The organism is Stutzerimonas decontaminans (genome assembly GCF_000661915.1).
In the GTDB taxonomy this organism is placed as follows: Bacteria; Pseudomonadota; Gammaproteobacteria; order Pseudomonadales; family Pseudomonadaceae; genus Stutzerimonas; species Stutzerimonas decontaminans.
Map to the genome: position 1 here is coordinate 2,839,221 of NZ_CP007509.1, position 26,043 is coordinate 2,865,263.

Annotated in this window: 17 protein-coding genes and 1 pseudogene; 13 read left to right on the forward strand and 5 right to left on the reverse strand. The window is 60.9% G+C overall.

Annotated elements, in window-relative coordinates; translation table 11 throughout:
* Positions 1 to 22: 22 nt before the first annotated feature.
* The 6 genes and pseudogenes from UIB01_RS12995 to UIB01_RS13020 all read left to right on the forward strand — a co-directional run bounded on the left by UIB01_RS12995 (position 23) and on the right by UIB01_RS13020 (position 4,007).
* A complete protein-coding gene (locus UIB01_RS12995) occupies positions 23 to 361 on the forward strand; it encodes a hypothetical protein (RefSeq protein WP_038661145.1) in 339 nt (112 codons plus the stop codon).
* A 35-nt stretch (positions 362 to 396) separates the two neighbouring features.
* Entirely contained in the window at positions 397 to 603 is a 207-nt protein-coding gene (locus UIB01_RS13000) for a hypothetical protein (RefSeq protein WP_038661148.1), read from the forward strand.
* Positions 604 to 614: 11 nt separating this feature from the next.
* On the forward strand, positions 615 to 1,688 hold the full coding sequence (locus tag UIB01_RS13005; protein ID WP_038661151.1) for a glycosyltransferase: 1,074 nt from the start codon (positions 615 to 617) through the stop codon (positions 1,686 to 1,688).
* 22 nt (positions 1,689 to 1,710) lie between these two features.
* The gene (locus UIB01_RS13010; RefSeq protein WP_038661154.1) at positions 1,711 to 2,781 is read left to right on the forward strand and encodes an acyltransferase family protein; all 1,071 of its coding nucleotides are present in this window, start codon (positions 1,711 to 1,713) and stop codon (positions 2,779 to 2,781) included.
* 580 nt (positions 2,782 to 3,361) lie between these two features.
* Positions 3,362 to 3,517: pseudogene (locus tag UIB01_RS13015) on the forward strand (TerC family protein); the annotation flags it as partial.
* Between the two features lie 181 nt (positions 3,518 to 3,698).
* Positions 3,699 to 4,007, forward strand: coding sequence for a hypothetical protein (locus tag UIB01_RS13020; protein ID WP_015278135.1), 309 nt, complete (start codon positions 3,699 to 3,701; stop codon positions 4,005 to 4,007).
* A gap of 117 nt (positions 4,008 to 4,124) precedes the next feature.
* Here the strand turns inward: UIB01_RS13020 and UIB01_RS13025 are convergent, their stop codons facing one another.
* Complete coding sequence (locus UIB01_RS13025; protein WP_015278136.1) at positions 4,125 to 4,745, reverse strand: tyrosine-type recombinase/integrase; 621 nt, start codon at positions 4,743 to 4,745, stop codon at positions 4,125 to 4,127.
* A gap of 580 nt (positions 4,746 to 5,325) precedes the next feature.
* On the opposite strand from UIB01_RS13025, the gene UIB01_RS13030 reads away from it, so the two are divergent.
* The 5 genes from UIB01_RS13030 to rimO all read left to right on the forward strand — a co-directional run bounded on the left by UIB01_RS13030 (position 5,326) and on the right by rimO (position 15,546).
* Complete coding sequence (locus tag UIB01_RS13030) at positions 5,326 to 5,805, forward strand: YqhA family protein (RefSeq protein ID WP_015278137.1); 480 nt, start codon at positions 5,326 to 5,328, stop codon at positions 5,803 to 5,805.
* Between the two features lie 100 nt (positions 5,806 to 5,905).
* Positions 5,906 to 6,553, forward strand: coding sequence for a GNAT family N-acetyltransferase (locus tag UIB01_RS13035; protein ID WP_015278138.1), 648 nt, complete (start codon positions 5,906 to 5,908; stop codon positions 6,551 to 6,553).
* A gap of 65 nt (positions 6,554 to 6,618) precedes the next feature.
* Complete coding sequence (locus UIB01_RS22805) at positions 6,619 to 7,179, forward strand: metal-independent carbonic anhydrase family protein (protein WP_080585066.1); 561 nt, start codon at positions 6,619 to 6,621, stop codon at positions 7,177 to 7,179.
* A 602-nt stretch (positions 7,180 to 7,781) separates the two neighbouring features.
* Positions 7,782 to 13,829 carry an ATP-binding protein gene (locus tag UIB01_RS13040; RefSeq protein ID WP_038661162.1) on the forward strand — a complete coding sequence of 2,016 codons (6,048 nt, stop codon included), beginning with the start codon at positions 7,782 to 7,784 and terminating at the stop codon, positions 13,827 to 13,829.
* Positions 13,830 to 14,220: 391 nt separating this feature from the next.
* Positions 14,221 to 15,546: a 30S ribosomal protein S12 methylthiotransferase RimO gene (rimO, locus tag UIB01_RS13045; RefSeq protein ID WP_038661166.1), complete on the forward strand. Its 1,326-nt coding sequence runs from the start codon at positions 14,221 to 14,223 to the stop codon at positions 15,544 to 15,546.
* 123 nt (positions 15,547 to 15,669) lie between these two features.
* Here rimO and betA read toward each other — a convergent pair whose 3' ends face one another.
* The 3 genes from betA to UIB01_RS13060 form a co-directional block, all read right to left on the reverse strand.
* On the reverse strand, positions 15,670 to 17,343 hold the full coding sequence (gene betA, locus UIB01_RS13050; protein ID WP_038661168.1) for a choline dehydrogenase: 1,674 nt from the start codon (positions 17,341 to 17,343) through the stop codon (positions 15,670 to 15,672).
* Between the two features lie 13 nt (positions 17,344 to 17,356).
* Entirely contained in the window at positions 17,357 to 18,829 is a 1,473-nt protein-coding gene (gene betB / locus UIB01_RS13055; RefSeq protein ID WP_038661171.1) for a betaine-aldehyde dehydrogenase, read from the reverse strand.
* Between the two features lie 90 nt (positions 18,830 to 18,919).
* The gene (locus tag UIB01_RS13060) at positions 18,920 to 20,986 is read right to left on the reverse strand and encodes a choline transporter (RefSeq protein WP_038661174.1); all 2,067 of its coding nucleotides are present in this window, start codon (positions 20,984 to 20,986) and stop codon (positions 18,920 to 18,922) included.
* Positions 20,987 to 21,408: 422 nt separating this feature from the next.
* Between UIB01_RS13060 and trpB the strand changes: the two genes are divergently transcribed.
* Both trpB and tsaA read left to right on the forward strand, forming a co-directional pair.
* Entirely contained in the window at positions 21,409 to 22,617 is a 1,209-nt protein-coding gene (trpB, locus tag UIB01_RS13065) for a tryptophan synthase subunit beta (protein ID WP_038665743.1), read from the forward strand.
* A 111-nt stretch (positions 22,618 to 22,728) separates the two neighbouring features.
* On the forward strand, positions 22,729 to 23,436 hold the full coding sequence (tsaA, locus tag UIB01_RS13070) for a tRNA (N6-threonylcarbamoyladenosine(37)-N6)-methyltransferase TrmO (RefSeq protein ID WP_038665746.1): 708 nt from the start codon (positions 22,729 to 22,731) through the stop codon (positions 23,434 to 23,436).
* A gap of 18 nt (positions 23,437 to 23,454) precedes the next feature.
* Here the strand turns inward: tsaA and UIB01_RS13075 are convergent, their stop codons facing one another.
* Entirely contained in the window at positions 23,455 to 25,992 is a 2,538-nt protein-coding gene (locus UIB01_RS13075; RefSeq protein ID WP_038661177.1) for a penicillin acylase family protein, read from the reverse strand.
* Positions 25,993 to 26,043: the final 51 nt, after the last annotated feature.

Here is a 26,043-nt window from a genome sequence, read left to right on the forward strand (position 1 = left end):
ATTCACTTACGAGGTTTCAAGGATGAACACAGTAAAACAGTGGATGAGAGCCACCCGCGCTCTCGGTTTCGCCCTCGTCCTGGCGACCGATCCGGCCTGCGCCGCGTTGATCGTCGAGTCGCTGAGCGCAGACCCGACCTCAAGTCTTCACGACAGTCACGTTAGCGCCTGCGAGGCCGCCAACAGCCCCAGCGTGATTGCCTACAGCCAGTCAACCATCGATCCGGCGCAGCGTTGTGCGATGCCCAGCAGCGATCAGCGTGCCGATCAACCCGCAATCATTCGCGGCCACCGCACGGCCGAGCCCGCTGCCGGTGCGCAGTGGTTTCCGGCGACGGACAGCCGCCGTTACTCATTCTGATCGGCACAGCGCTACGACTATTCAGGAGCTCCAGCATGAGCACAGACGGACCATCCAGAACCTCACTGATTCTGGCCGACGGTTACTCCTACACCGAACTCATTCCTGCACCGGATGCGCCTGGCGATACGGCCACCGGTGGGTTCATCCGCATCTTCCACGCTTTCTTCGGCCCCGCTGACGAAGAACCGGCGGTGGATGTACCCAGCGGCACGCCGATCGCGATCCCCGAACAGCACTAAGGAGAATTGCCGTGCCGAACACAGCGCGTGTTGACACCTGCGATCGGGCTGTCCAGGCCCTTGCCGTCAGTTCCAGCGAAACAGAGGCGCGAAGACAGACCACCATCGTCACGGTGACCTATGGTGACCGCCTGATCTACCTGCGCCGCCTGATCGAGCAGGCTTTCGCCTTTGAGCAGATCACCCGAGTAATAGTGGTCAGCAACGCTTCCAGCGCGCCGCTTGAGCAGCTGACCAGCCGCTGGCCCGGTCAGGTCCGGCTTATCCCGCTGGCGCAGAACACCGGCTCGGCCAACGGCTATGCAGTGGGGCTGGAAGCTGCGCTCGCAGAAGGCGCCCAGTACATATGGATGATGGACGACGACAATGCGCCGACCGCAGCGGCGGTGCGCCTGCTGCACGAAGAGTTGGCCCTGCTGGGTGACGGTGTCGGGCTGCAGCGTGCCGCCGTACTGGGCTTTCGCCCAACCCAACAGGAGGACATCGCCCGCGGCGTGCCACAGCGCTTCGCCATCCAGCCGCGCTCCAGCTATTTCGGCTTCCATATCGCGCAGCTGCCCTACAAGCTCTGGCGGCGTCTGCCCTGGGGCCGACCAAAAGGGACGCCGCCACGTGCCATTGACCTGCCGTTCGCGCCCTACGGCGGCATGCTCGCGCACCGCAGCCTGTATGAGGCGATCGGCCTGCCGCTGCGGGAGCTGGTGCTCTACGCCGATGACACCGAATACACCCGCCGCATTACCGCGATGGGTGGCCGCCTGCGGCTGGTCACCGACGCATTCATCGACGAGCTGGAGCTGTCCTGGAACATCAAGTCCCACACCCGCAACATCTACGAAGCCTTCCTCTTGGGCGACTCGGATTTCCGCGCCTACTACACCGCCCGCAACCAGGCCTGGTTCGACACCTATGTCTGGGCTGCCTCGCCCTGGCTGTACCGGCTGAACCGCCGCATCTTCCTCAGCCTGTTGCGATATGTCGCCAGACGCCAGCATGCCCCCGAGCGCCTGCAACTTATCGAGCAGGCGATCCGTGACGGTGAAAGCCACACGCTGGGCATGAGCCAGGCTTTTCCGCTGCGTTGATTACTCAGACCAGGAGGTTCCGATGCACACGCCCACTCTGGCGGATAGAGACAACAACTTCGATTTCCTGCGCTTTTTCGCCGCCGCGATGGTGATATTCGGTCACGCCTACGGCCTCTCGGGCCAGGCGCATCAGGAACCGCTGCGCCTGTTCAGCGGCAGCTATGACTCGGCGGACATCGCCGTGCACGTGTTCTTCGTCATGAGCGGCTTTCTCATCGCCGGTTCCTGGCTGAATAGCCACAGCGTGCTGGATTTTGCCGCCAAACGGGCGTTGCGCATCCTTCCGGCGCTGATCGTCTCAGTGCTGTTTGTCGTGTTGATTGTGGGGCCGCTGGCTACCCGATTGCCACTGAGCGAGTACTTCGCCGCACCCGAAACATTTGCCTACCTGGGTAACGCGGTGTTCATCACGGAGTTCCGCCTGCCCGGCGTGTTCGCCAGCAACCCCTTCCCGGATACGGTCAACGGCTCGCTGTGGACGCTGCCCTACGAAGTCCTGATGTATGCCACTGTGCTGACGCTCGGCTTGCTCAAGGTGTTCGGCCGCAGCATGGCGCTGCTCGGGCTGGTTCTGATGGTCGGCGTGCACTTCTACCTGATCCCGGTATACGAGGTGCAGAGTGACCTGCTGCGCAAAGCCACGCGGCTGGGGATGTTCTTCTATGCCGGTGTGGTGCTCTATCTGTATCGCCAGAAACTGATCTGGAACTGGAAGCTCGCCGCGCTAATGGTTGCCGCAAACCTGCTCAGTGCGCGCAGCGACTACTGGGAGCTGGTGCACGTGCTCACGCTGCCCTATCTCACGCTCTACCTCGCCCAGCTGCGCATCCCGCTGCTGGCCGGGTTCGGCAAGGCCGGCGACTTCTCCTACGGGCTGTACATCTTCGCCTTCCCGCTGCAGCAACTGCTCATGCACTGGAGCGACGGCAGCCTGCCGCTGCTACCGTTCATGCTGCTGAGCTTCGCCGCCAGCCTCGCCGCCGCAGTACTCTCCTGGCACCTGATCGAGTCGCCGGCACTCAAGCTCAAACGCTACCTGCCGCAGCGCCCACGCGTCGCGACCACAGTCGTCGCCGCAACTCTTGATTGAGTTCGCAAGCTGCCGCCTGGCCTCCGCCGCGGCACTCAGGAGCGTGCCGTCTGATCGACGCGCAAGCGCCGTTCATAGCCTGGCTAAAAAATGCTCAGCTCTATATACTCGCGCGCTTTTTCAAGCGCGGTTTTCGAGGTTCAAAGTCGATGAGCAAAACGCCAACAGTCGGGTTCGTGAGCTTGGGTTGCCCTTAAGCTACATTCTCTAAACAGAATTCCCTCGCGCAATACAAAGCCCAGCCCCTAACTCTCAGAGGGGTGCCGGGCTTTTTTGTTATAGCAGTCAGTTGAGTAAAGGAATCTGCCAGCACTACTGAAGGCGATCTGGGCCCAACCAATGATGGACGTGAGCTAGCCGCTGCTTTCGGCCAAAAGCAGCCGCCCGAAGCCGTCTACGAAAAGAAGGTCTACTCACAGTATCAGTCAATCCGCTTGAAACACCTTGCGACCTTTCCTCGATTGAGAAGCCACAAATGCACCTCTAGAGTTGCCTCCGCAACGCCGGGCCCCTCTGACAGCTAACCGCTGCCATGTCGGAGTTGCAGTTTGCACAACTTCGACACTTAGAGGAGGGGCTCATGACTGCCCTAGAACCGTTCTTCCTGGCCGAATTTCTCGGCACTGCCACTTGGTTGTGGCTCGTTTTTATCAGCATAGTGATTGGCCTGTTGGTCTTCGACCTAGGGGTGCTTCACCGCGAGCATCGCGAAATTGGCATTCGTGAAAGTTCATTGGCAAGATTCCATCGGTAATCTCCCTGAGTCTGCTGCTGCTGCTGGGCGGCGTGCTGCTGTCCCTTTGGAAAACCCGTGGCCAGCCGGCCCCGGCTGGCCCTCAGGTGTAAATCAAAACAGGTGGAGGTAGCTAGTCGGCTGCCTACTGTCGAATTGGCAACTTTCAACACTGGAGGCGGTAATGAAAAAAACGCTGCAATTGACAGCTATGGGGCTGTTACTGGTGGGCTTGGCCGGCTGCGACGCAGCCGAGCAATCGGCGCAGAAACTGGCCGAGAAGGCTGAGCAGGCAATGCAAGACGTAGCCCGCGAAACGGTCGATGGGACCCTGCAACAACTCAATAAGCAACTGAATGAAGTACAGCAGTCAACCAATGAGTGGCTAGGCAAGCCGCCGTCCAAGGAAACGCAGGAGGGCGAGTTGCAGGAAGGTCTGCCTGAAACTAATGAGTCAGGAGAGCCTATCGACAAAACGGCAGTTGAAACCTAGTTGGCTGGCAGAGTGCGTGGTTTGTAACCATTTGGAGCAGACTACGATACGGCTAATTATAGTTGGCCGCTTTTGGCCGGTTAGCGACGGTCTGACTTCGACCGTCGCTATACATGGTCAAACCTCGGTCTGCTCCGCCATTTCCAAGGCGTCATCGACCTCAATCCCGAGGTATCGGACAGTGCTCTCAAGCTTCGTATGGCCGAGCAGCAATTGAACCGCACGCAGGTTCTTCGTCCTGCGATAGATCAGTGATGCCTTCGTACGTCTCATTGTGTGAGTGCCATACATGGCTGGATCAAGGCCAATGGCTTTCACCCAGCCTTTGACGATACGGGCGTATTGACGAGTGGAGAGATGGTCAGAGGTATGCAGCCGGCTCGGAAAAAGGCAGTCCTCGCTGCGGAGCTGGGCTTGATGTATCCAGGCCGCGAGAGCAGACCGTGTTTGCTCAGTGATCTCGAACTGCACTGGCCGCTGCGTTTTCTGCTGCATCACCATGGCTCGTGATGACAGGTTTTCGCCATGGGCAACGTCGCGCACACGGAGCTTGGTTAAATCGCAGGCTCGCAGCTTGCTGTCGATGGCTAAATCGAAGAGCGCTAGATCTCGACTTCTCTCGGCGATTTGCAGCCTCACCCGGATTGCCCAGATATCTCTCAGGCGGAGCGGGGCCTTCTGTCCGACTAATTTTCCTTTGTTCCAGGGCTGATGGCTGTAGGTAGCAATGGTGTTCATGGCAAGTCCTCCTGGTGTGGGAGGACAAGGATGGTTGGCCGGAGCAATGGTCGCTAACCGGCCAGAAGCGGCCACTAATTTCTTGGCAATCAACAGCAGAAAAAGCATTATGGAAACAACTGCTCACGCGCAGTCCCATCTTCGGCGGCATGGATGCCTTGCTTATCTCACACAAGCATTCATTCCTGCTAGCTTTGGCGACATGCTGTGAAGCGCGGGCTTATGCCGCATTCGGCCGCCCTGGCTTATACCGCGTTCGATATAACGTCGCAGCAGAAGGGAGTGAAAGATGCATAAAACACTGATCCGCAAGAGAAAAGTCAACATTGTTAGCGAAATGTTAGGCTGCGTATTAGTCGAGCGTTCGGTCTAATCACTGTTAGTGGCTTTTCTCCAGGTCATGTCAGGGTCACGAACGTTTGAAGTAATCCAGCAGTAATCCGACAGCTCCAGTGTTCGGCTAACGCCGTAGAAAGCACAATCTAGAGGTTGATTAACGAGATAGTAGATGGTCCGGTGAAACCGACTAAGAGAAAATTGTGAGTCTGTAACTGACGTTGTGACGCGGCCCGGAGAAATTATGATCGAGAGAGTTTTCAGAAGTAGTCGGTTTATGGTGTGGGTGGCAGTCGTTATCTGTGCGGTGTCATCTTTGCTCTTGTATGGTGCCTCGGTTAACATAATCTGGAATACCGCACTGGATGTAGTACGTGATATACCTGTCTCTGCTGACGACGGCAAGAGCCTCGCGGTTCGCCTCCTGAAGCTGTTGGATCTCCTGCTGATCGCTATTACTTTTCAGATCATGGCGGTTAACCTGTATCGTCTGTTCATCCGTCCGGTGTCTGATGATGACAGAGAATCCCAAAACCCTCTGGACATTAAGAGCTTCCATGATTTGAAGATAACAGTAAGCCAAGTGGCTGTTGTGCTACTGGTGGTTCTGTTCCTTGAGCAGGCGGTAGAGATTGGCGCTACGATCGCTACGTTATACTTTGGTGCTGCCATCGGTATCATTATTTTGGCCTCGGTATTCGCGTGGAAGAATATGAAAGACTGATGCACAGCACGCGGTTAGACGTCACCTGCTGGTTGCCTGAACTAGAGAGGCAACCACTCCGCAGAGAATGTAGGCGGCCAACGCTTCATGGGAGCCTGCTTTGGGCAAGAGCCAACGTCACGGGCGTCTGCCACTAACCAATCCAAGCATAGCGACACCATTTCGGTTGCGGCTTCGCCTTCACTACAAAGCTGCGCGTGTTGGCGGCGTTATGCGCATCCATAGAGAGGGTACTCTTATTATTGAAATCAGGAAGGCAGAAAAAGCGGACGTTCCTGCGATACTCGACCTTGTTCGAGGAAAAGCGGAATTCGATGGGTGTTTGAATTCGCTTCAATCTACGGAAGCTGACATTGAGGAAGCTTTCTTCTCCGAACAACCCAAGGCGTTTGCGCTCTTGGCCATGAAGTCAGGCGAGGCCGTGGGTATCGCGACGTACTACAGTATCTATTCCACGTTCATTGCCAAGCCTGGCATCTGGCTAGACGATCTGTTTGTCTATCCGCAGTTCCGGGGAAGCGGTGTGGGCGAAGCTCTACTCTCAGAGCTGTGTATCCTCGCTCAGAATACTGGCTGCGGGCGTATTGACTGGATCGTGGCTACCGACAATGATCGAGGAAGGAGCTTCTACGAGCGCTCGGGCGCTCGGATATTCGAAGAGGTACGGCGTGCCCGGTTAGATGAATGTGCGATCAACGCACTTGCAGAGAAAGCGCATAACAAAGCAATGCACCCGACAAGCGGGTGATTGCGGCGTTAGGCACAGTCAAACACGCAACAATCCAATTCTTTCAACCCAGGGGTCTCCCAACTATGAAAGTCAAACTTGTAGCATTAACAGCATTAGTCGCACTTACCTCAAATATTGCGAACGCAAACGAGCCCATCGTTGTAAATCAGGCAGTAACAGAGAAGGAAGCATTAACAGCTCAGCAAGCATGGTGTGCTGCTCTTCTTGATATCAACGCCGCATACGAAAAGGATGGAAAAGTAGCAGCGAGAGCATTGGCCGAGAAAGTCATAGATTCCGCTTACGCCTACCAAATGGGCGCAGTACTCTTTAAGCCTACGCTCACGGTGAACCCTCAAACATTTCGCCCCACACGTGCCGGTGCGCTATCTTATTTCGTTGGCGGTGACCCATCCTTCCCTGCCGACACAGGTTTTGCTCTAAAAGGCTGGAGAAAATGTGAGCCTGTCACTTCTGCTATTTTTCTTGATGGCAATAGCGCAATTACTATGGGGAAAGTTCACTTCACAGATAAAAATGGGAAAGTGACTACCGTTGACAAAACGTGGGGTTACGTTAAAGACGATGCGGGAAATTTGCGCATTAACCTTCACCATTCATCATTGGAGTACCAACCTAAGTAAATCCGCTATAAACCCATAGGCAGTGGAGTTGTTGCCTAACAAGTCATTCCAGCGGACTGCCTACGGCATCCGCTGAATTCCAACGTTAGGTTATCCGAGCAAAAGTGACCCGCCCCTCATTCCTCAGTCACTGTGAATGTCCGCTTCTGGCCGATTCTGTTGAAAAAGTCCCTTTGATATTTCTGCCCACAAAAGTGCATTACCTACGCAGAAATCTGATCAATTTTCGGGTCAGAGCTGCCCTAGATTTCACCCAGCAACGCGCAAATCAGCCGCTTTTGGACGTATGGATTGGCGACTCTGGCCAACACCGACTTTTTCAACAGAATCGGCCGACTCCAGCCTATGGCGACTGGCCGCCCCCGGCCACGACCTGTCGCTCGAATTTCCTGACTGAACGGCAGGAATAGGCGATGTTAGTCATTCACGCCCCATCTCGTGAATGACCGCTTCGATTGGAGCTGGCCAGGCTTCGTTTCAGAGCAACGCTCAATGACTTAGCCGCATCTACCGTCTGTTGCTGGACGCCTCGGGTTATGCTGAAGCAGTTTTCTTGGTATCAGTTGGCGTCAACTACCTAATCCATTCACATGGCTCCAAAAATGTCCAAGAAACCGAATCCATCAACCTCTGTAGCTCCTGCAACTGCGCCGGCGGAAGGTGAACGTCGAGCACTCCGTGGATACATTGGCCAGTACGAGCGGGCGGGCGCTGCCATTTATGCTGCGCTCGAGCGCGACGAGCTGCTCTGGATCGGCGTCGCAGACCGCAACGCGGGTATTGCCGACGACTTGGTGCTCGGTTTCGATGGGGTGGTGGTCGGTCACCAGTTCAAGACGTCCAAGTTCCCAGGCACTTTCACTGTTGAGACGCTGTTTACTGGTGCCAACGGCCTGTTGAGGCCCCTGGTTCATGCTTGGCAGTGCCTGCGCAAGGACAACCCGAGAAGCCGGGTCGAGATTCGCCTGGTTGTTAATGACTTTCCGTCGATTACTGACAAGCCAGGCGATGGCACGCCGCCCCACAGCGCGGCATTTCTTGAGCAACTCCAACAGCATCCAAATCGGCCGCTAGCGGATTGGTACACGCAGGAATGGAGTCGACTGATCAACCACCTGCGCCGTGAAGCCGGCCTGGACGATGACGACTTCGAATTTTTTTTGCACAGCCTCCGTGTGGTGTGCGGAGCTGCGGCGGACTTCATCCAGTCGCACAAATTGAACGCCGAGCAGGCGCGGCAGGCATCCGAGATTGCAAGCGTACTGCCCAAGCTAGTCGCCGATGCCCGCGACAAAGACAGGTGGACGCGTGACGAGCTGCTTCGTGAGCTTGGCTGGCGCGATCCCTCCAAGACGCTGCTCATCCACCGGTTCCCAGTCGGCGCCTATGTTCAGCGCAACCGTGATACTGAGGCCAAGCTGCTAGCCGCGCTGCATGCCGCCGACCAGGGCTACGTCTCACTCATAGGACCGCCTGGCTCCGGGAAGTCCACTCTCCTGCAGGTTGCGCTGGCCACTGAGGCTAATATCCGGCTCGTTCGCTACTTGGCGTACGTGCCAGGTGCTGCTCAAGGCGTGGGTCGCGGGGAGGCCGACAACTTCCTGACTGACGTCGGCACGCAGTTACGCAACAGCGGTTTGGTTGGACTTCGTCTTCGCGACGACTCGCTGCATGAGCGCCGAGAGCAGTTCGGCGTCCTGGTACAGCAGGCTGGTGAACGCTTCGACCGCGACGGGATCCGAACAATCATCGTCGTCGACGGGCTCGACCATGTGCCTCGCGAAGAGCGGCCGACCAATTCGCTTCTGGGCGAGCTGCCTCTTCCCGCTGCCATCCCCAACGGGGTTGTGTTCATCCTCGGCACGCAGCGGCTGGATCTCGCGAATCTGAAGCCCGCAGTAAGAGAGCAAGCGGAGAAAAGCGAGCGACAGGTTCTCATGGGACCTCTCGGCCGCGAGGAGGTCGCCCGGATGGCAGAGGCGCTTGGCCTGCCTGCCGAGATTCCAAGATTGGATCTAAGCAATCTATCGCATGGCCACCCGCTGGCAACGCGCTACTTAATTCATGCGCTGTTGCACGCGGACGAAGCCGGCCGTAAGCACCTTCTCAGCGGTGGGATGCCGTTCGACGGCGATATTGAGACCGTGTACACCGCTGCTTGGCGCGAGATCGCAAGCGATGTCGATGCCATGGACGTGCTGGGCTACATCGCTCGTGCTGAGGCACCTGTGGACCTGCGGCTGCTGGCTACAATGGTCAAGGAGTCCGCGATTGAACGCGCTCTGATCGTTGCACGGCACCTGCTCCGTAGTTCATCCCAGGGGTGGAGCGTCTTCCACAACAGCTTTCGGCTGTTCGTCATCGCTCAACCTCGAACCCGCCTCGGAAGCGTCGATGCCGAATACTCGCAGCGCGTGTACCGCGACCTCGCCCAGTTGGCGAAGAACGCGCCGCCCGAATCGGCGCAGTACTGGCTTGAGTTGCGCTACCGCGCCCGTGCCGGCGACGGTGCCGATGTACTTGCGCTGGCGATGCCCGCTCGCTTCAGGCAGCAACTGGCTGACGGGCGTTCTATCGCCGAGATCCACGCCGATATCCGCCTGGCTCTGCTGGCAGTGCGTGGAACGCACGATGCGACCGCCTTCTCACGGCTGCTGCTGTGTCGTGACGAAGTGGGGCGGCGGGAAACTGCCCTTGAGTACGCCAACCAGCTTCCGCTGGCGATGCTAGCGGTTGGGGACATTGATGCAGCCCTGGCCTTCGTGCAGTACTTCCCCAGCCAGGGCTACGAGATCGTCGACGCCCTGTTAGCGCGAGGGGACTTCGAGCGGGCGAAGGAACTGTTTGAAAGCCTCGAGCCACTGTCGCAGCTCCATACGTCCAAGTTCCAGAACCACGGGCACGACCACAACATAACGGAATTCGAGAGGTGGGCAAGGCGCGCCGTCCACTTCCGAGACACCGAGCAGATCCAGATAGCGATTGACCACCTCGCCGCAGAGGGGCTACGCCAGCCCGAAAAGGTGGATCCGCAAACTGTCGCCGCGCTGCAACTGCATCTGAGGAGGGAAGCCGCAGAGGCGATGCTCCTTCAGAAGGTTGGCGCCGATCCACAAGACCTCTGCAGCAAGCTCGGGGTAGCCAACGAAGACAAACCTTCGGTGATGGTTCACGCAGGTCTTGTGGCCAGTCGGCGTGGCGACGTTGCGCAAGCGCTTGCCCTGTTTGATGCTGCCGCCGCCCTTCCTGGCTTCGTAGAGGTACCCAACGGCTACCGACGCCGGATGGCACTAATTGCATTCGAAGCTGACCGTCGTTACCTAGCCGAGGCCCTGTTCGACAAGCTGGTCGCACCGATGATCTCTATGTGCGACGACGAGACGGACCTGGCTGGGCTGGGTAATCTGGTCGGTGCGGTGATGCATCACGCGAGGCTTTGCACGCTGCTCAATAAGCCGCTGCCAAGCGCGATACCGTCGAAGCACACCTTCCTTCATCCGTTTCAGCAGCACGCCTCGACGATAGGCGTGCTTCTAGGTCGCGCCGCCGTCGACAACGCGTCCGTGCCGGCCGGCAGCATCCAGGACGAAGCCCGCATTGCCCTTGGGTACGTCCTACGTCTGACATCAGAAGGCGGCAGCGAGTCATATCGCATCCAGCAGGCCTTCAAAGCGATCCCCATGCTCGTGCCAGCGCTGCTGAGGCTCGGCGCCAAGCGCGGCGAGACTGAGTACCGTGCGGTACTTCGGGAAATTGACGCAGCCATCGCCTCATCGACGCTGGGGGGCACTGCGTACCTGCGACGCAGATTGGCCGTCGATGCGTATAGGGTTGACGGTGACCGGGTGGCGGCCGTCGATCGACTCAACGCACTCGTGGCGGAGCTTCAGGAGAGCACGCCGAGCGAGCAGATCAACGGGTTGGCCGATCTGGCCATCGCGTTGGCTGCGGTCGGGGACTTAGAGCGGGCCAAACAGTTGCTGGCGACGGTTCCCGAGCAATGCCTTGGCTACGCGTTGGCCCCCAAGAAAGACCCGCAGTACGCAATCTGGCGAGACATCCTGGTCCTTGCGAACGCCGCTGACCCGGAGAACCGTGTCAAGCGAGTATCGACCTTAATGCGCCAGGTCGGCGGCATGACCGAAACGGAAGGGTCGTCGGCCGCGCATCGTTTGACGATGTCGCTAATCGAGGAAGCGACGCAGGTCGGACCTCGCTTCGGCTTCGAGGTGTCAAAGACACTGGCGGATTGGAATCTGATTGGCTGGCCGAACCGTGTTGACCTGCTCATGACGGGGATGGTGCGGCGAAGCCCTGAACTCGTCTTGGCTTGCGCGACGGTCTGGTGCGGTCTGTGTCTGCCGTTCTACATGGAACCGTACTACCGGGACCCGCACCACGTCGGTGACTTCATCGACATCGCCGCCGACGCCGCGGGACCTATACAGATTGAACCGCTCGCGCGGATGTTTTTGGCGGTGATCGAGGTAGCCAGCAGGGCACACGAGAGGGTCGGACTGCTCCAGCGCCTTCGCACCGCTGCCGGAAGACATGGGTTTTCATCTGCCGAGCTCGACGCCGCCGTAGCCCGGTGGACGTCAGAAGCGCCGGAACCTCGACACTCGTATACGCCAAGCAAGTACGACTCGGAGACCACTCTCGAGCAGCTTGAGCGCGCGTTTGAATCGGATGGCGACGAACTGAACTACAACGCCCCGTACCGTTTCAGAGATCTGGCCGAGACGGCCCCGCTTCATATGGCGCGGAGGATATTTGAGCGCTGGCAGGTCTTGCAGGACGACGCGCGCTGCCGCTTCCTGATGGTTAAAAGGTTGGCTGCGGCGGGGGAGGTCGAGTACGCCAAGAAGCTGATGCAAGGCTACGAGTCAGGCAAGGACCCCTGGAGTTCCTGGAGCCAGTGGATGGGTGGCGGTAAGTTCTTCTACTTTGAGGCGAAGAAGCTCTTGCAGGGACCATCCACATGCCCAGCCGCCTTCGAGAACATTGTCGATTCAGTAACGGCGGGCCAGGAGAACACCCAGTCACTGCTGACAGAGCTGGATTCGATACTGCCGGTAATCAGCGCGACGCCGGATTGGCCGGCCATCTGGTCGTTACTTGAGGAGCAGATGGCCTGCACTCGCGAGTTCCAGCTGGGGCGACCCTTCCAGCCGAGCGAGCTACCGCTCAGCGACACGGAACTTTTGGAGGATCTGCTGCACTTTGCCTATCGGCTGCCCGTTGCAGAAGTTCAGCGACACGCACGCAATTGCACGTTGAGCCTGGCAAGGCAAGCCGGACTTGGCCAAGCTTTGTTCAAGTCCCTTATGCGGCGACTTATAGCCGGCGAATTAGATGCCCCCTTGCATGCGCTCGGAACTCTGCTGGCTGCTGACAGCGCGGACCTTGCCCCCGAGTTGGGCAGCGCCGTGGCTGCGTTGGTCAGTCACCGTGACATTGCGGTGGCAGAGTCAGCCGCGCTCTTGTCGCATCGGTGGAGGCAGGCTGTCCCCTTGGACGCGATACCACTGCCGCTTTTCTATCGCCTTGAACTCGAGCACCCGCCAGAGGGTGACCAGGCATTCACGGACGAAAGAACTGGTGCAATGCGCGTCGAGTCGCCGCTTGGCTGGACCGAGATGTTGCGCTCGACGGCACGTCACATCGCGAAGGCGGCAGGCATTGAGGAGATGACAGTCCGCCGACGCGCGGCGATGTTCATCCAGGATTGGGGTGGACTTGAGGCATTCGGGCCCTCTGGCACCAAAAGGCTTGAGACTCAGCTTCGCGTGCTCGACATGCAGATCACTTACCTGAAGCCCCACGCCTACATTGCCCTTGCCGCACTTCGCCACGTCGCAGGAGAACTGCGGCTGGCCGGCAAATTGAAAGGCAGCGACATGCTCACGCTTTTGGAACGTTTGGGCTGCCCGCTTCCGCCTCGACCGCTGAAGCTCCCACGAGGGCGCCCCGAGTGGATCCGAATGCCGCTGTTGAACCGAAGTGCGGGTTGGTCCGAGCGAGAACGGAAATGGATTGACGAAGTCGACGGTGATGTTGCCCCCTTCCCAGCAGACAGCCACGGCCAAGTCGTGGCCGAAGTATCCCGCTTCAAGATTCTCAAGCCACGGCTGTCGGAGCACCGTCTCTACCGCTTTAGAGCACCCTCGGCAGAGATTGACAGTGAAGACTTCGACGACTGCTATGCCAGGCTGCCCATCGCTGTTTGGCTTGGCCAGTACTTCGCATTTGACAATGATCTGGCGCCAACGCTGGTAAGGAAAGTTGTTTGCTCGGTGGACATGGGCTTTGACGCAGCGGCCTATTCGTTCGCTTTGTGCCCGAACTGGGTGAAGCGGCTTCGCTGGAGCGCGCATGACGAGGAGCCCAGCGTCTTCCTCGACCCGAGCGGCGCTGTGGTCGCAAGGCTCTGCTGGTGGCGTGATGCTGGCCCGGTTGATATCGATGCGGAGTCCCTGTGGGGAGAGGGTTGCTACCTCGTCCTGACGTCATTAGGCATCGAACAGGTCACCACTGCCCGTGGGAAGCCGGACCTTGACATCAGCGTGTTCGCAAGCAGGCAGATCAAGCAACCGAGCAGCTACGGGGAGTCTCTCTTGAAGACGGCGAAGAACGGTTACTCAATCTAAGCCATGCAGATTCAGTGGCGATGTCAAGCGAGAGTGGCCGTGCTGGCTTGAGCTGGCTGTCCCGGAGGGCTGCTTCCGGTCGGTGGCTAGCGTTCATAGTACCCTAACGATTGATCGCTCCCGCTGCGTAGCAGCCATCGGACTTTCCAAATCGAACTTCTGCTTTGGGGCGATTTGAGCCGATTACGACAGGCAGCTTTTGGCCGAAAACGGCCGTCAGAGGATGGCTGTCGATAGCTGCATCTGTTCGGTGCCCCGACTTGGCCAAGCAAAGTTTACTGTCACGCCGGCACACTGAGTCATCTACACCACTGGAAATGCCCTTCAGGCGCCGCTAGAATTGCGCACTTTTTGATCAGCCGCCGAAATGGCGGGGCCTCTGAGGATTATCATGTCTGGCGCTACACCTAAAGTCGGCTTCATTAGTCTCGGATGCCCCAAGGCAACGGTCGACTCTGAACGCATCCTCACGCAGCTGCGCATGGAGGGTTACCAGATCGTGCCGTCCTACGAGGATGCCGATGTGGTGGTGGTCAACACCTGCGGTTTCATCGACAGCGCCAAGGCCGAATCGCTGGACGCCATTGGCGAGGCGATCGCCGAGAACGGCAAGGTGATCGTCACCGGCTGCATGGGCGTGGACGAGAACAACATCCGCGGCGTGCACCCCAGCGTGCTGGCGGTCACCGGCCCGCAGCAGTACGAGCAGGTGGTCAACGCGGTACATGAAGTGGTGCCGCCGAACATCGAGCACGACCCCTTCGTCGATCTGGTACCGCCGCAGGGCATCAAGCTCACCCCGCGCCACTACGCCTATCTGAAGATTTCCGAAGGCTGCAACCATACGTGCAGCTTCTGCATCATCCCGTCGATGCGCGGCAAGCTGGTCAGCCGGCCGGTGGGCGATGTGCTCAGCGAAGCCGAGCGCCTGGTCAAGGCAGGCGTCAAGGAAGTCCTGGTGATCAGCCAGGACACCAGCGCCTATGGCGTCGACCTCAAGTACAAGCTGGATTTCTGGAACGGCCAGCCGGTCAAGACGCGCATGCTCGAGCTGTGCGAGGAGCTGGGCAAGATGGGCGTCTGGGTGCGCCTGCACTACGTCTACCCCTACCCCAACGTCGACGACGTGATCCCACTGATGGCCGCCGGCAAGATCCTGCCGTACCTGGACATCCCCTTCCAGCACGCCAGCCCGAAGGTGCTCAAGGCCATGAAGCGCCCGGCCTTCGAAGACAAGACCCTGGCGCGCATCAAGAAGTGGCGCGAGATCTGCCCGGAGCTGACCATCCGCTCGACCTTCATCGTCGGCTTCCCCGGCGAGACCGAAGAAGATTTCCAGTATTTGCTCGACTGGCTGACCGAAGCCCAGCTCGACCGCGTCGGCTGCTTCCAGTATTCGCCGGTCGACGGCGCGCCGGCCGAGGCTATGGACCTTGAGCCGGTGCCGGACGAGATCAAGCAGGAGCGCTGGGACCGTTTCATGGCGCACCAGCAGGCCATCAGCGCCGAGCGCCTACAGCGCAAGGTCGGCCAGGAGCTGGACGTGCTGATCGACGAGGTGGACGAGGACGGCGCCATTGGCCGCTCGTGGGCCGATGCTCCGGAGATCGACGGCATGGTCTACGTCGACAGCGCACAACCGCTGCAGCCCGGCGACAAGGTCCGCGTACGCGTCACCAACGCCGACGAGTACGACCTCTGGGCCGAAGTGATCTGAGCTGGTCTGCTACACGAAAACGCCCCGCACTAGCGGGGCGTTTTCATTTCTGCGCAACGAGTCTTCGGCAGCCCACAGGGTGGAAAATGGCAAAGCCTTTTCCACCGCCGTGCTGCGGGTGCGTCAACGCTGCGGTGGTTGCCGCACCGGCGCGCCGTTGGCCACGTAGTAGTTCGCCGTGCTGCGCGGCAGCGGCTCGCGACCGCGAATCCGGTCGGCGATCTTCTCGGCCAGCATGATGGTGGTGGCGTTGAGGTTGCCGGTGATTATCTGCGGCATGATCGAGGCATCCACCACGCGCAGCCCTTCCACCCCATGCACCCGGCCCTGGCCATCGACCACGGCCATGTCATCGGTGCCCATCTTGCAGGAGCAGGACGGGTGATAGGCCGTCTCCGCGTGCTCGCGGACAAAGGCGTCCAGCTCGGCATCGCTCTGCGCCTCCACGCCGGGGTTCAGTTCGCGACCACGGTACGGATCGAGCGCGGGCTGGGCGATGATCTCGCGGGTGAGGCGGATGGCATCGCGGAACTCGCGCCAGTCCTGCTCGTGGGCCATGTAGTTGAACAGGATGCTCGGGTCGACCCGCGGATCGGTGGAGCGAATCTCGATGCGCCCGCGACTGGGTGAACGCATCGAGCCGACGTGGGCCTGGAAGCTGTGGCCGTCATGGGCGTTGCTGCCGTTGTAGCTGACCGCCACCGGCAGGAAGTGGAACTGGATATTCGGCCATTCGAACTCGTCGCTGCTGCGGATGAAACCACCGGCCTCGAACTGGTTGCTGGCACCGATACCCGAGCCCAGGAACAGCCATTCGGCGCCGATCGCCGGCTGGTTCCACCACTTGAGCGCCGGGTACAGCGACACCGGCTTCAGGCACTCGAACTGCAAGTACATCTCCAGATGGTCCTGCAGGTTCTGGCCGACGCCGGGCAGCTCCTGCACCAACGTGACGCCGAGCTTCTTCAGCAGCGCGCCAGGGCCAACCCCGGAGCGCTGCAGGATTTGCGGAGAGGCAATGGCGCCGCCACACAGCAGCACTTCCCGCCGCGCACGCGCCACCTGCGGCTGCTCGCGGCCGCGCAGGTAACGAACGCCGACGGCACGCTTGCCCTCGAACAGCACGCGGTCGGTGACGGCATGGGTGTGGATGGTCAGGTTCGGCCGCTCCTTGGCCTGGTCCAGATAACCACGCGCCGTGCTCGCGCGCCGGCCCTGGGGCGTCACCGTGCGATCCATCGGGCCGAAGCCTTCCTGCTGGAAGCCATTGAGATCGTCGGTACGGGGATAACCGGCCTGCACGCCGGCCTCGACCATGGCGTGGAACAGCTCGTTGTTGTCGGCCTTCGGTGTGGTCACGCTGACCGGGCCGTCGCCGCCGTGGTAGTCGTTGGGACCAATGTCGCGCGACTCGGCCTTGCGGAAGTACGGCAGGCAGTCGAGGTAGGTCCAGTCCTCCAGGCCCGGCGTCTTGGCCCAGTTGTCGTAGTCCAGTGCATTGCCGCGGATGTAGCACATGCCGTTGATCAGCGAAGAGCCGCCCAGGCCCTTGCCACGGCCGCAGTCCATACGGCGGTTGTTCATGTGCGGCTCGGGATCGGTCTTATAGGCCCAGTTATAGCGAGTGCCCTGCAGCGGATAAGCCAGCGCGGCGGGCATCTGGGTGCGGAAGTCCAGCCGATAGTCCGGCCCGCCGGCTTCCAGCAGCAGCACGCTGACATCGGTGTCCTCGGTCAGGCGCGCGGCCAGCACGTTACCGGCCGAACCGGCGCCGATGATGATGTAGTCGTATTCCATGGTTCTACCTCCCTCAAAACACCGAGGCGAACTCGCCCAGCTCCACCTGTACCGATTTGACCCGCGTGTAGTGCGCCAGCGAGGCGATGCCGTTCTCGCGACCGATGCCGGACTGCTTGTAGCCCCCGACCGGCATCTGTGCCGGCGATTCGCCCCAGGTATTGATCCAGCAGATGCCGGCTTCCAGGCGATGGATGATGCGGTGCGCCCGCGCCAGATCGGCGGTGACCACGCCCGCGGCCAGGCCGTACTCGGTGTCATTGGCGCGGCGGATGACCTCCTCTTCGTCCTGATATTCGAGCAGGCTCAGCACCGGGCCGAAGATCTCTTCGCGCACGATGGTCATGTCGTCGCTGCAGTCGGTGAAGATGGTCGGTGCGACAAAGGCGCCCTTGGCGTATTCGCCTTCAGTCACCCGCCCGCCACCACAGAGCACCCGCGCCCCGGCGGCTTTGCCCTTGGCGATGTAGTCGAGCACGTTGTTCATGTGCGCGATGCTGACCAGCGGACCGAAGTTGGTTTCCTCCTGCTGCGGATCGCCCAGACGAATGCGCTGCACCCGCTCCAAGAGCTTGGCCTCGAACGCAGATTTGAGACCGACCGGCACGAACACCCGCGTGCCGTTGGTGCACACCTGGCCGGAGCTGAAGAAATTGGCCATCACCGCGATGTCGGCCGCGCGGTCCAGATCGGCATCCTCGCAGATGATCAGCGGCGACTTGCCGCCCAGCTCCATGGTCACGTCCTTGAGCGACGATGCCGCCGCACTGGCCATGACCTTCTTGCCGGTGGCCACGCCGCCGGTGAACGACACCTTGGCGATGCGCGGGTGCTCGGTGATCAGCGCCCCAACGCCAGCACCAGTGCCGGTCAACACGTTGAACACCCCGTCTGGCAGGCCGGCTTCGCTGAAGATTTCCGCCAGTTTGAGCGCGCTCAGCGAGGTGACTTCGCTGGGTTTGAAGATCATCGCGTTGCCCGCGGCCAGCGCCGGCGCGGCTTTCCACAAGGCGATCTGGATCGGGTAGTTCCACGCACCGATGCCGGCCACCACGCCCAGCGGTTCGCGGCGGGTATAGACAAAGCTGCTGTCGCGCAGCGGAATCTGCTCACCTTCGATGGCCGGTGCCAAACCGGCGTAGTACTCCAGCACGTCGGCGCCGGTGACGATGTCGACACTGCGGGTTTCGCTCAGCGGCTTGCCGGTGTCCAGGGTTTCCAGCAGCGCCAGCTCGTCGTTGCGCTCGCGCAGCAGATCGACCGCGCGACGCATGATTCGCGCCCGTTCGATGCCGGTCAGCGCCGCCCAGATGCGCTGGCCCTGCTCGGCACTTTCGACGGCGCGTTCCAGATCCGCCGCGCCGGCCTCCGCCACTTCGGCCAGGATTTCGCCGTTGGCCGGGTTGATGCTCTCGAAGGTCTGGTTGCTGCTGGCATCGACGTAGCCGCCATGGATATAGAGTTGCTGCCGTGGGAAACGGGCCATGTTCTACCTCGCTTGTATGCTTGGCGGCAGCGGATCGACGCTGCCGCAACATGAATGGAACGCCTCGGGGATTGCCAGAGGCGTGCAGGGTCAGGGTGTCGGCGCCGCGCCTGGGTTGGGCATGCCGCTTTCACCACCGCCGTTCTCGCGCTGCAGATGCAGGAAGTGCATGTGGTGCTCGTAGTGGTCGAGGATGTCCTCGATCAGCTGGCGCCGGGAGTAGCCCATCAGGTCGTAACCCAGGCTGCCCTGGCGCAGATGCACCTCGAGCCGGTAATAGTCCGCGTTGCTGCTCTGCGTGCGCAGGGCAAAGGACGGCATGGTGCCGCGCACCGGCCAGATCTGGTAGGTGAAGTCCTGCTCGCTGCCTAGATTGACGTGCAGCGCCAGGTGCTCGTTGCCCGGCTCGCCTTCGACGATCTCCACCGGCACGCCCTTCTCGCCCAAAGCTTTCTGGATCTCTTCCATCGCCGGCTTGCAGACTTCCTTCAGGTAGCGACGGATCTGCGAACGGCTGGGGAAGCTCATCGCCCGCGACAGGCGCTGACTCCAGTTCATCTGCGTGTGCTCCAGCGTGGCACGCCCGGACAGGTAGCCGGACAGGCTCTTCTGATAGCTGTCGGCCATGACGCCTTCGACGTGCAATGCCTTGAACAGCCCGTACATCATGAACAGCAGGACGATGGAGAACGGCAGCCCCATGATCACCACGGTGCCCTGCAGCGCGGTCAGCCCGCCGGCGATAAGCAGCGCCAGGGTGAGAATGCCGATGATCGCCGCCCAGAGAATGCGCATCCACACCGGCGCGTCGCTGTTCACATCCTTGAGGATCGAGGTGAAGTTCGACAGCACCAGCGAGCCGGAGTCGCCGGAGGTGACAAAGAACACGATGGCGAGGACGGTCACCACGATGGTGGTGAGACCGGCCCATGGCAGGCTCTGCAGGAACAGATAGATCGACGAGCCAGGGTTGCTCACTGCCTGTTGACCGAATTCGAGGGCACCGCCCATGACCATCTCGATCGCGCTGTTACCCATGATCGACATCCAGGCCATCATAAAGGCCAGCGGCAGCAGCAGCGTGCCGATGACGAACTCGCGGATGGTGCGGCCGCGGGAAATCCGCGCCAGGAACAGACCCACGAACGGCCCCCAGGCAATCCACCATGCCCAGAAGAACACTGTCCAGGCGTTCAGCCAGTCGGTCGGACGGCGATAGGCATAAGTGTCCAGCGACAGGCTGATGAAGTTGGAAAAGTAGTCACCGACGTTCATCACCAACGCGTTGAGCAGGAACACCGTATCGCCGACCACCAGCACGAACAGCAGCAGCAATACCGCCAGCAGCATGTTGAACTCGGAAAGCCGGCGAATCCCCCGCTCCACCCCGGTTGCCGCGGAGATCGCCGAAAACACCACGATCAGCACCACCAGCACCGCCTGGGTAAACGTGCCCTCGGGTATGCCGAAGATATAGTTGAGGCCGAAGTTCAGCTGGATGATGCCGATGCCCAGGCTGGTGGCGATACCGAAGATGGTGCCGAGTACTGCGGCGGTATCGACGGTGTGGCCGATGGGGCCGTAGATGCGCTTGCCGAAGATAGGGTACAGCGATGAGCGGATCGACAGCGGCAAGCCCTGACGGAAGCTGAAGTAGGCCAGCGACATGCCGACCAGCGTGTAGACGCCCCAGCCGGAGAGGCCCCAGTGCAGGAAGGTCAGCTCCATCGCGTGGCGCGCAGCCTGGGTGGTGCCACCCTCACCTACTGGCGGCTCGAGAAACTGGGTGATGGGTTCGGCGATACAGAAGAACAGCAGATCGATGCCTATACCGGCAGAGAAAAGCATCGCCGCCCAGGTGACCACATTGAACTCAGGCTTGGAATGATCCGGGCCGAGGCGGATCTTGCCGTAGCGACTGGTCGCCACTACGACCACAAACAACAGGTAGAGCAGTACGGCTAGGAAGTAGAACCAGCCGAATGTGTTGGATATCCAGCCGAGTACCGTGTTGATGACCGCCAGCGAGCGGTCGGTGAAGAACATCGTCCATACGGCAAACAGCACGATGGCGATTGCGGAACCGTAGAAGACTACGGGATTGATTCGGTCGGCGGGCGCTTCGGAATCGTTGGGCGAGAGCTCAGCCTCGTTCATCAGTTCTATCTCCTGAACTTGTTCTGGCTTTTACGACATCGCTGTGCGACGTATTGCGGCAGGCGACACGCAATTCATTGGTGAATGCGTCGACCCGATGGTGGGATGGGCAAGCAAAGCAGCCGTACTGATGACAGCCATGCCCGTCGGCAAAGCAATGCCGACAAAAAAACAAAGGTTGAATTCTGCTCCCATAATGTTGAAGTCGGCGCGCATCCTACACGATAAGCGTCAAATTCGCGAATCAGCACAGGATCGCCGCTGTTCCAGCGACTGCGACTTGACCCGGCAGCCGCCTTTCTGGGCAGCTCGCAAGAGGGTCTGCCCCGGTGCCAGCCGCGGCATTTTCAGCAGCCCTGTCCTGACTTATGATCACCGCCGCGCAGCAGGCGCCCTACCATTTCACCCGCAGAGATGAACTCATGTCGTCCGATCCCCGCTTCACTGCCATGCCCGATGCCAACGGATACTTCGGTCCCTATGGCGGCCAGCTGGTGCCGCCGCACCTTAAGCAGGCCATGGACGACATCAACCTGGCCTACGAAGAAATCCGCCAACGCGAAGATTTTCAGCAAGAGCTGGCTGCACTGTTCGCCGACTACGTCGGTCGCCCGAGTCCGATCTTCCATGCGCGTCGCCTGTCCGAGCAGCTCGGCGGTGCGCAGATTCACCTGAAGCGCGAAGACCTGAACCACACCGGCGCGCACAAGATCAACCACTGCCTCGGCGAGGCCCTGCTGGCCAAATTCATGGGCAAGAAGAAGGTGATCGCCGAAACCGGCGCTGGCCAGCACGGTGTCGCCTTGGCCACCGCCTGCGCGCTGGTGGGTATTCCCTGCGAGATCCACATGGGCCAGGTGGACATCGAGAAGGAACACCCCAACGTCACCAAGATGAAGATCCTTGGCTGCAAGCTGGTGGCCGTCACCCGCGGCGCCGCCACCCTCAAGGAAGCGGTGGACAGCGCCTTCGAGGAGTACCTGAAGGACCCGCACGACTACATCTATGCCATCGGCTCGGTGGTCGGCCCGCACCCGTTCCCGAAGATGGTCCGCGATTTCCAGTCGATCATCGGCACCGAAGCCCGTGAGCAGTTTCTCGCCCGGCATGGTCGCCTGCCCGACCACGTGGTTGCCTGCGTCGGTGGCGGCTCCAATGCCATGGGCATGTTCACTGCCTTCCTCGAAGATGCTGCGGTGGAGCTAGTGGGGATCGAGCCGGCCGGCGAAAGCCTGGACAAGCCCGGCCGCCATTCGGCCACGCTGTCCAAGGGCAAGCCAGGCGAACTGCATGGCATGGCCTGCTATGTGCTGGAGGATGCCGACGGCAATCCGTCTGCGGTGCACTCCATCGCCTCCGGCCTGGACTACCCGGGGGTCGGCCCGCAGCACAGCTACCTGAAGGACATCGGCCGGGTGAACTACCAGACCGCGACCGACCAGGAATGCCTCGACGCCTTTATGACCCTGTCGCGCGTGGAAGGCATCATCCCCGCCCTGGAAAGCGCCCACGCCGTGGCATGGGCGATTCGCACCGCGCCGACGCTGAGCAAGGACAGCCATATCCTCGTCAATCTATCTGGCCGCGGCGACAAGGATGCTGATTACGTCGCCAACCTGCTCGGCCTGTAGCACATCAGCGGCGGGCCGGCGATGCACGTGCGTGTCGGCCTGCTGGAAGCGCAACGGGCGGCCATAGCGGGTAAGATGCGCAGCCGCCCGACTGCTTCCAGGCCCGCTTTCATGGATCACAGCGTCTCGCCTATCGGCTACGTCCGCTCCTGTTTCAAGGAGAAATTCGCCATTCCGCGCCAGCCCAGCCTGGCGCCGGCCGCACGTGGTGTGCTGGAGTTGCTGCCGCCGTTCGACAGCGGTGATGCAGTAGCCGGGCTCGAACAGGTCAGCCATGTGTGGCTGCTGTTTCTCTTCCACCAGGCGCTGGAAAGCAAACCCCGCCTCAAGGTTCGCCCGCCACGCCTGGGCGGCAATCGCATGGTCGGCGTGTTCGCCACCCGTGCCACGCACCGCCCCAACGGTATCGGTCAATCGGTGGTCAGGCTGGATCGCGTCGAAGCGGATCGGCTGTTCATCTCCGGCATCGATCTGCTGAACGGCACGCCGGTGCTGGACATCAAACCCTACGTGCCCTACGCCGATGCGCTGCCTGACGCACGCAACGACATGGCCGCCGACGCGCCAGGGTTGATCGAGGTGCAATGGTCGGAATCGGGATTGCTGCAAGCCCGCCGCGAAGCACTGCGCCTGGGCGAACCCTTGGTCGAACTCATCGAACAGTGCCTGGCGCAGGACCCACGCCCGGCCTATCAGAAGCCCGAACCGGAGCGACGTTACGGCGCGCAGTTCTGGGATGTGGACGTGCGCTGGCACTACCCGACTCCGGACATGATCCGCGTTCTCGAAGTAGCGCCAGCAGCGCCGCAACCGGCCTAGTGCCGCCGCGGCGCTCCGTTACTTGCCAGCAGGCGTCAGCAGCAGGCGCTGCGTGCCGTAGACCTTGTCGAGATTCTCCGTCTTGAACGGGAAGCTCATGTACTGTGCCTTCATCCACGCATCGATACCGTCAGCATAGTGCGGGCTGGCCGGGTTGCCGGACTGACCGGAACTATTGAGGCCGATCATCGGCTCGTCGCGACCGAAGTCGACGATGATGCGCATCGCCGGGATCAGCCAGGTATCGAAGTTCGCCCCCATACTGTAGGCCGAAACGTTCAGCGTGCTGTGATCGCCACCCATGGCATAAGGGCCACGGTCCAGGTAACCGCCGATAGCGTTGATCTTGCTGCGCTGGCTCGCCGGCATGTGCGGCGCCAGCTGCGTTGCGCCAGAGGTCCAGCTGGCGGTGTGCAGCTTGCCCCACTGCCACGCACTGCGATCGTTGCCCAGGCGGCTTTCGAGCAGACTCACTGCACCGGCAAGACTGCGTGCCAGAATCGCCGGCTTGTCTTCGGTTTGCGCAGTCTGCTGGTCGTTCCAGAACGGGCTGTCTTCGCGGCCGAGCAGATGATCGGCCTGTGCCGAATAGGACGTGTTGGCCGCCTGCACCAGCGCACGCCAGGCCGGCGAATCCTCTGGTCCCAGTTCGTCGAGGAATATCTGCCGCGCGCTTTCGTGCAAGAAGGCACCATACAGCGCGGCGTTGGCCGAATCCGCAGCCAGCTTGCCATCGAAGGCCAGCAACCGATCCAGCGCTTCACGCGCCTTGCTCCGCTCGGCGGCCGGCAGCGCATCGATCGCCTGGCGCAACGGTGCGGCCATACCCGGCGCCTCGAACATTGCCCTGAGCTTGGCGGCGAACGGGGTGACTTGGTCGTACTGCATGGCGATGGTGCTGCCGGTGTCGTGCTTGCCGCGGCCGGCCAATTCCGCCAGTCGCTCGTAGCGCTCAGGGCCGTACCAGGAGCTGGATAGCTGCATCCCGTAGCCACGCGGCACGCTGCGATGATTGGCGGTGCCGAGCCAACCCTGAATCGGGTCCTGGTCGTAGGGATGCAACATCGGGTCGGCGTAGCCATCCCAGTCATAGCGACCGTCCCAACCTGGCGACGGCACCAGCCCCAGCCCCTCGCGACGATTGGGAAAACGTCCGGTGACCTGCCAGCCAATTCCCTGCTGGTCGGCAAAGACGAGGTTCAGCGCGGCCGCGCGAATCTCGCGGGTCGCCTCGAAGGCCTGATCGACCGACTGCGCGCGGGACAGATCGAAGAATGCATCCAGTGTGCGATCGGGTTCCAATTGCGTGGTCTTCAGCGCAAGGCCATAGCCGCTGCTGAGCTGGAGCGGCTGCAACGGATGCTTGCGCTCACCCAGCACCGTATTCAGCAGCGGCCCGTTGCGGGTCTCAAAGATGGTCTCGCGAATCGGCCGCTCACCTTTGACGAAGTAGGTCTCGTGGCGCTCGCGGGCTGGCAGCCATTTACCATCGGCCAGATACATGAGGCGCGAGCCTTCCCGGCGTATCTGCTCTAGATAGAGGTCCTGGTTGTCACCCATGACCATGGTCATGCCCCAGCCGAGCTTGCCGTTGAAACCGGCCACCACCGCAGGCACGCCGGCGATGGTGACGCCGGCCGCCTGGAACTTCGGTGCGCGTATCTGCATGAAATTCCAATACGACGGCATCGACAGCGGCAAGTGTGTGTCATTGGCCAGGATTGGCTTGCCGCTGCGTGTATTGCTGCCGGCAATGGCCCAGTTGTTCGAAGCTGCCATGCCAGTCGGGGTCAATGCCACCAGAGGCTGCATGGCACGTTCGAGTGCTGCCAGCCCAGGCACGCTGCCACCCAGCTTCAAGCCCTCGAGCTTGCCCACCTCGTCGAACGGCAACGCCTCATCCGGATAGATCGGCAACAGCCAGGCCAGCTTGTCGCTCCCCACCTTCTGCGCCATCAACAACGCCGCGACCTCTTCCTGCAGATTCTGTGACAGGCCGAAGTTGAGCAGGCAGAACACCAGCACCGAGTCCTCGGGCTTCCAGTATTCGGGCTTGTAGCCGGACTCGGCGAGGTCCATCGGCAGCTTGTCGCGGTGGCGATACAGGTAGGCGTTCACGCCGCGGGCATAGACCTCGAAGAACTTCTTCATCCGCGGCGAGGATTCGCGGTAGAGCAGCTCAGCGCTCTGGCGAAGATTCACCGCGCGCATGAAGCGGTCAGTCTCCAGCACACCCGGGCCGACCATCTCTGCCAATCTACCCTGGGCCATCAGCCGCAAGCTGACCATCTGGCTCAGCCGATCGGTCGCGTGCACGTAACCCATCGAGAACAGCGCATCGTGGAACGAGGAGGTTTCGATCAGCGGCATGCCCAGCGAATTGCGCCGGATGCTCGCGCTGCCCGCCAGCCCGGTCAGCGGCTGGATCCCCTGCGCTGGCGGCAGGCTGGCACTGTAGCGGTTATCGAGATAGGCCTGACAACCGCCGAGGCCGGCCAGGCCGAGCGCGGCCCCCAGCGTCAGGCGAACCAGGGCGAACGGCAGACGCAGAGACATCGAAGACTCCTGTGCGAGCTTGGCAAGGGACGGCATGAAAGATTAGAGGGC

Bases quoted from the DNA above. Each gene is read 5' to 3' on its own strand.
- UIB01_RS13025 (WP_015278136.1), bottom strand. From the start codon at position 4,745: ATGAACACCATTGCTACCTACAGCCATCAGCCCTGGAACAAAGGAAAA.
- rimO (WP_038661166.1), top strand. From the start codon at position 14,221: ATGTCTGGCGCTACACCTAAAGTCGGCTTCATTAGTCTCGGATGCCCC.
- UIB01_RS12995 (WP_038661145.1), top strand. From the start codon at position 23: ATGAACACAGTAAAACAGTGGATGAGAGCCACCCGCGCTCTCGGTTTC.
- UIB01_RS13000 (WP_038661148.1), top strand. From the start codon at position 397: ATGAGCACAGACGGACCATCCAGAACCTCACTGATTCTGGCCGACGGT.
- tsaA (WP_038665746.1), top strand. From the start codon at position 22,729: ATGGATCACAGCGTCTCGCCTATCGGCTACGTCCGCTCCTGTTTCAAG.
- betA (WP_038661168.1), bottom strand. From the start codon at position 17,343: ATGGAATACGACTACATCATCATCGGCGCCGGTTCGGCCGGTAACGTG.
- UIB01_RS13075 (WP_038661177.1), bottom strand. From the start codon at position 25,992: ATGTCTCTGCGTCTGCCGTTCGCCCTGGTTCGCCTGACGCTGGGGGCC.
- UIB01_RS13040 (WP_038661162.1), top strand. From the start codon at position 7,782: ATGTCCAAGAAACCGAATCCATCAACCTCTGTAGCTCCTGCAACTGCG.
- UIB01_RS22805 (WP_080585066.1), top strand. From the start codon at position 6,619: ATGAAAGTCAAACTTGTAGCATTAACAGCATTAGTCGCACTTACCTCA.
- UIB01_RS13030 (WP_015278137.1), top strand. From the start codon at position 5,326: ATGATCGAGAGAGTTTTCAGAAGTAGTCGGTTTATGGTGTGGGTGGCA.
- UIB01_RS13020 (WP_015278135.1), top strand. From the start codon at position 3,699: ATGAAAAAAACGCTGCAATTGACAGCTATGGGGCTGTTACTGGTGGGC.
- UIB01_RS13060 (WP_038661174.1), bottom strand. From the start codon at position 20,986: ATGAACGAGGCTGAGCTCTCGCCCAACGATTCCGAAGCGCCCGCCGAC.
- UIB01_RS13010 (WP_038661154.1), top strand. From the start codon at position 1,711: ATGCACACGCCCACTCTGGCGGATAGAGACAACAACTTCGATTTCCTG.
- betB (WP_038661171.1), bottom strand. From the start codon at position 18,829: ATGGCCCGTTTCCCACGGCAGCAACTCTATATCCATGGCGGCTACGTC.
- trpB (WP_038665743.1), top strand. From the start codon at position 21,409: ATGTCGTCCGATCCCCGCTTCACTGCCATGCCCGATGCCAACGGATAC.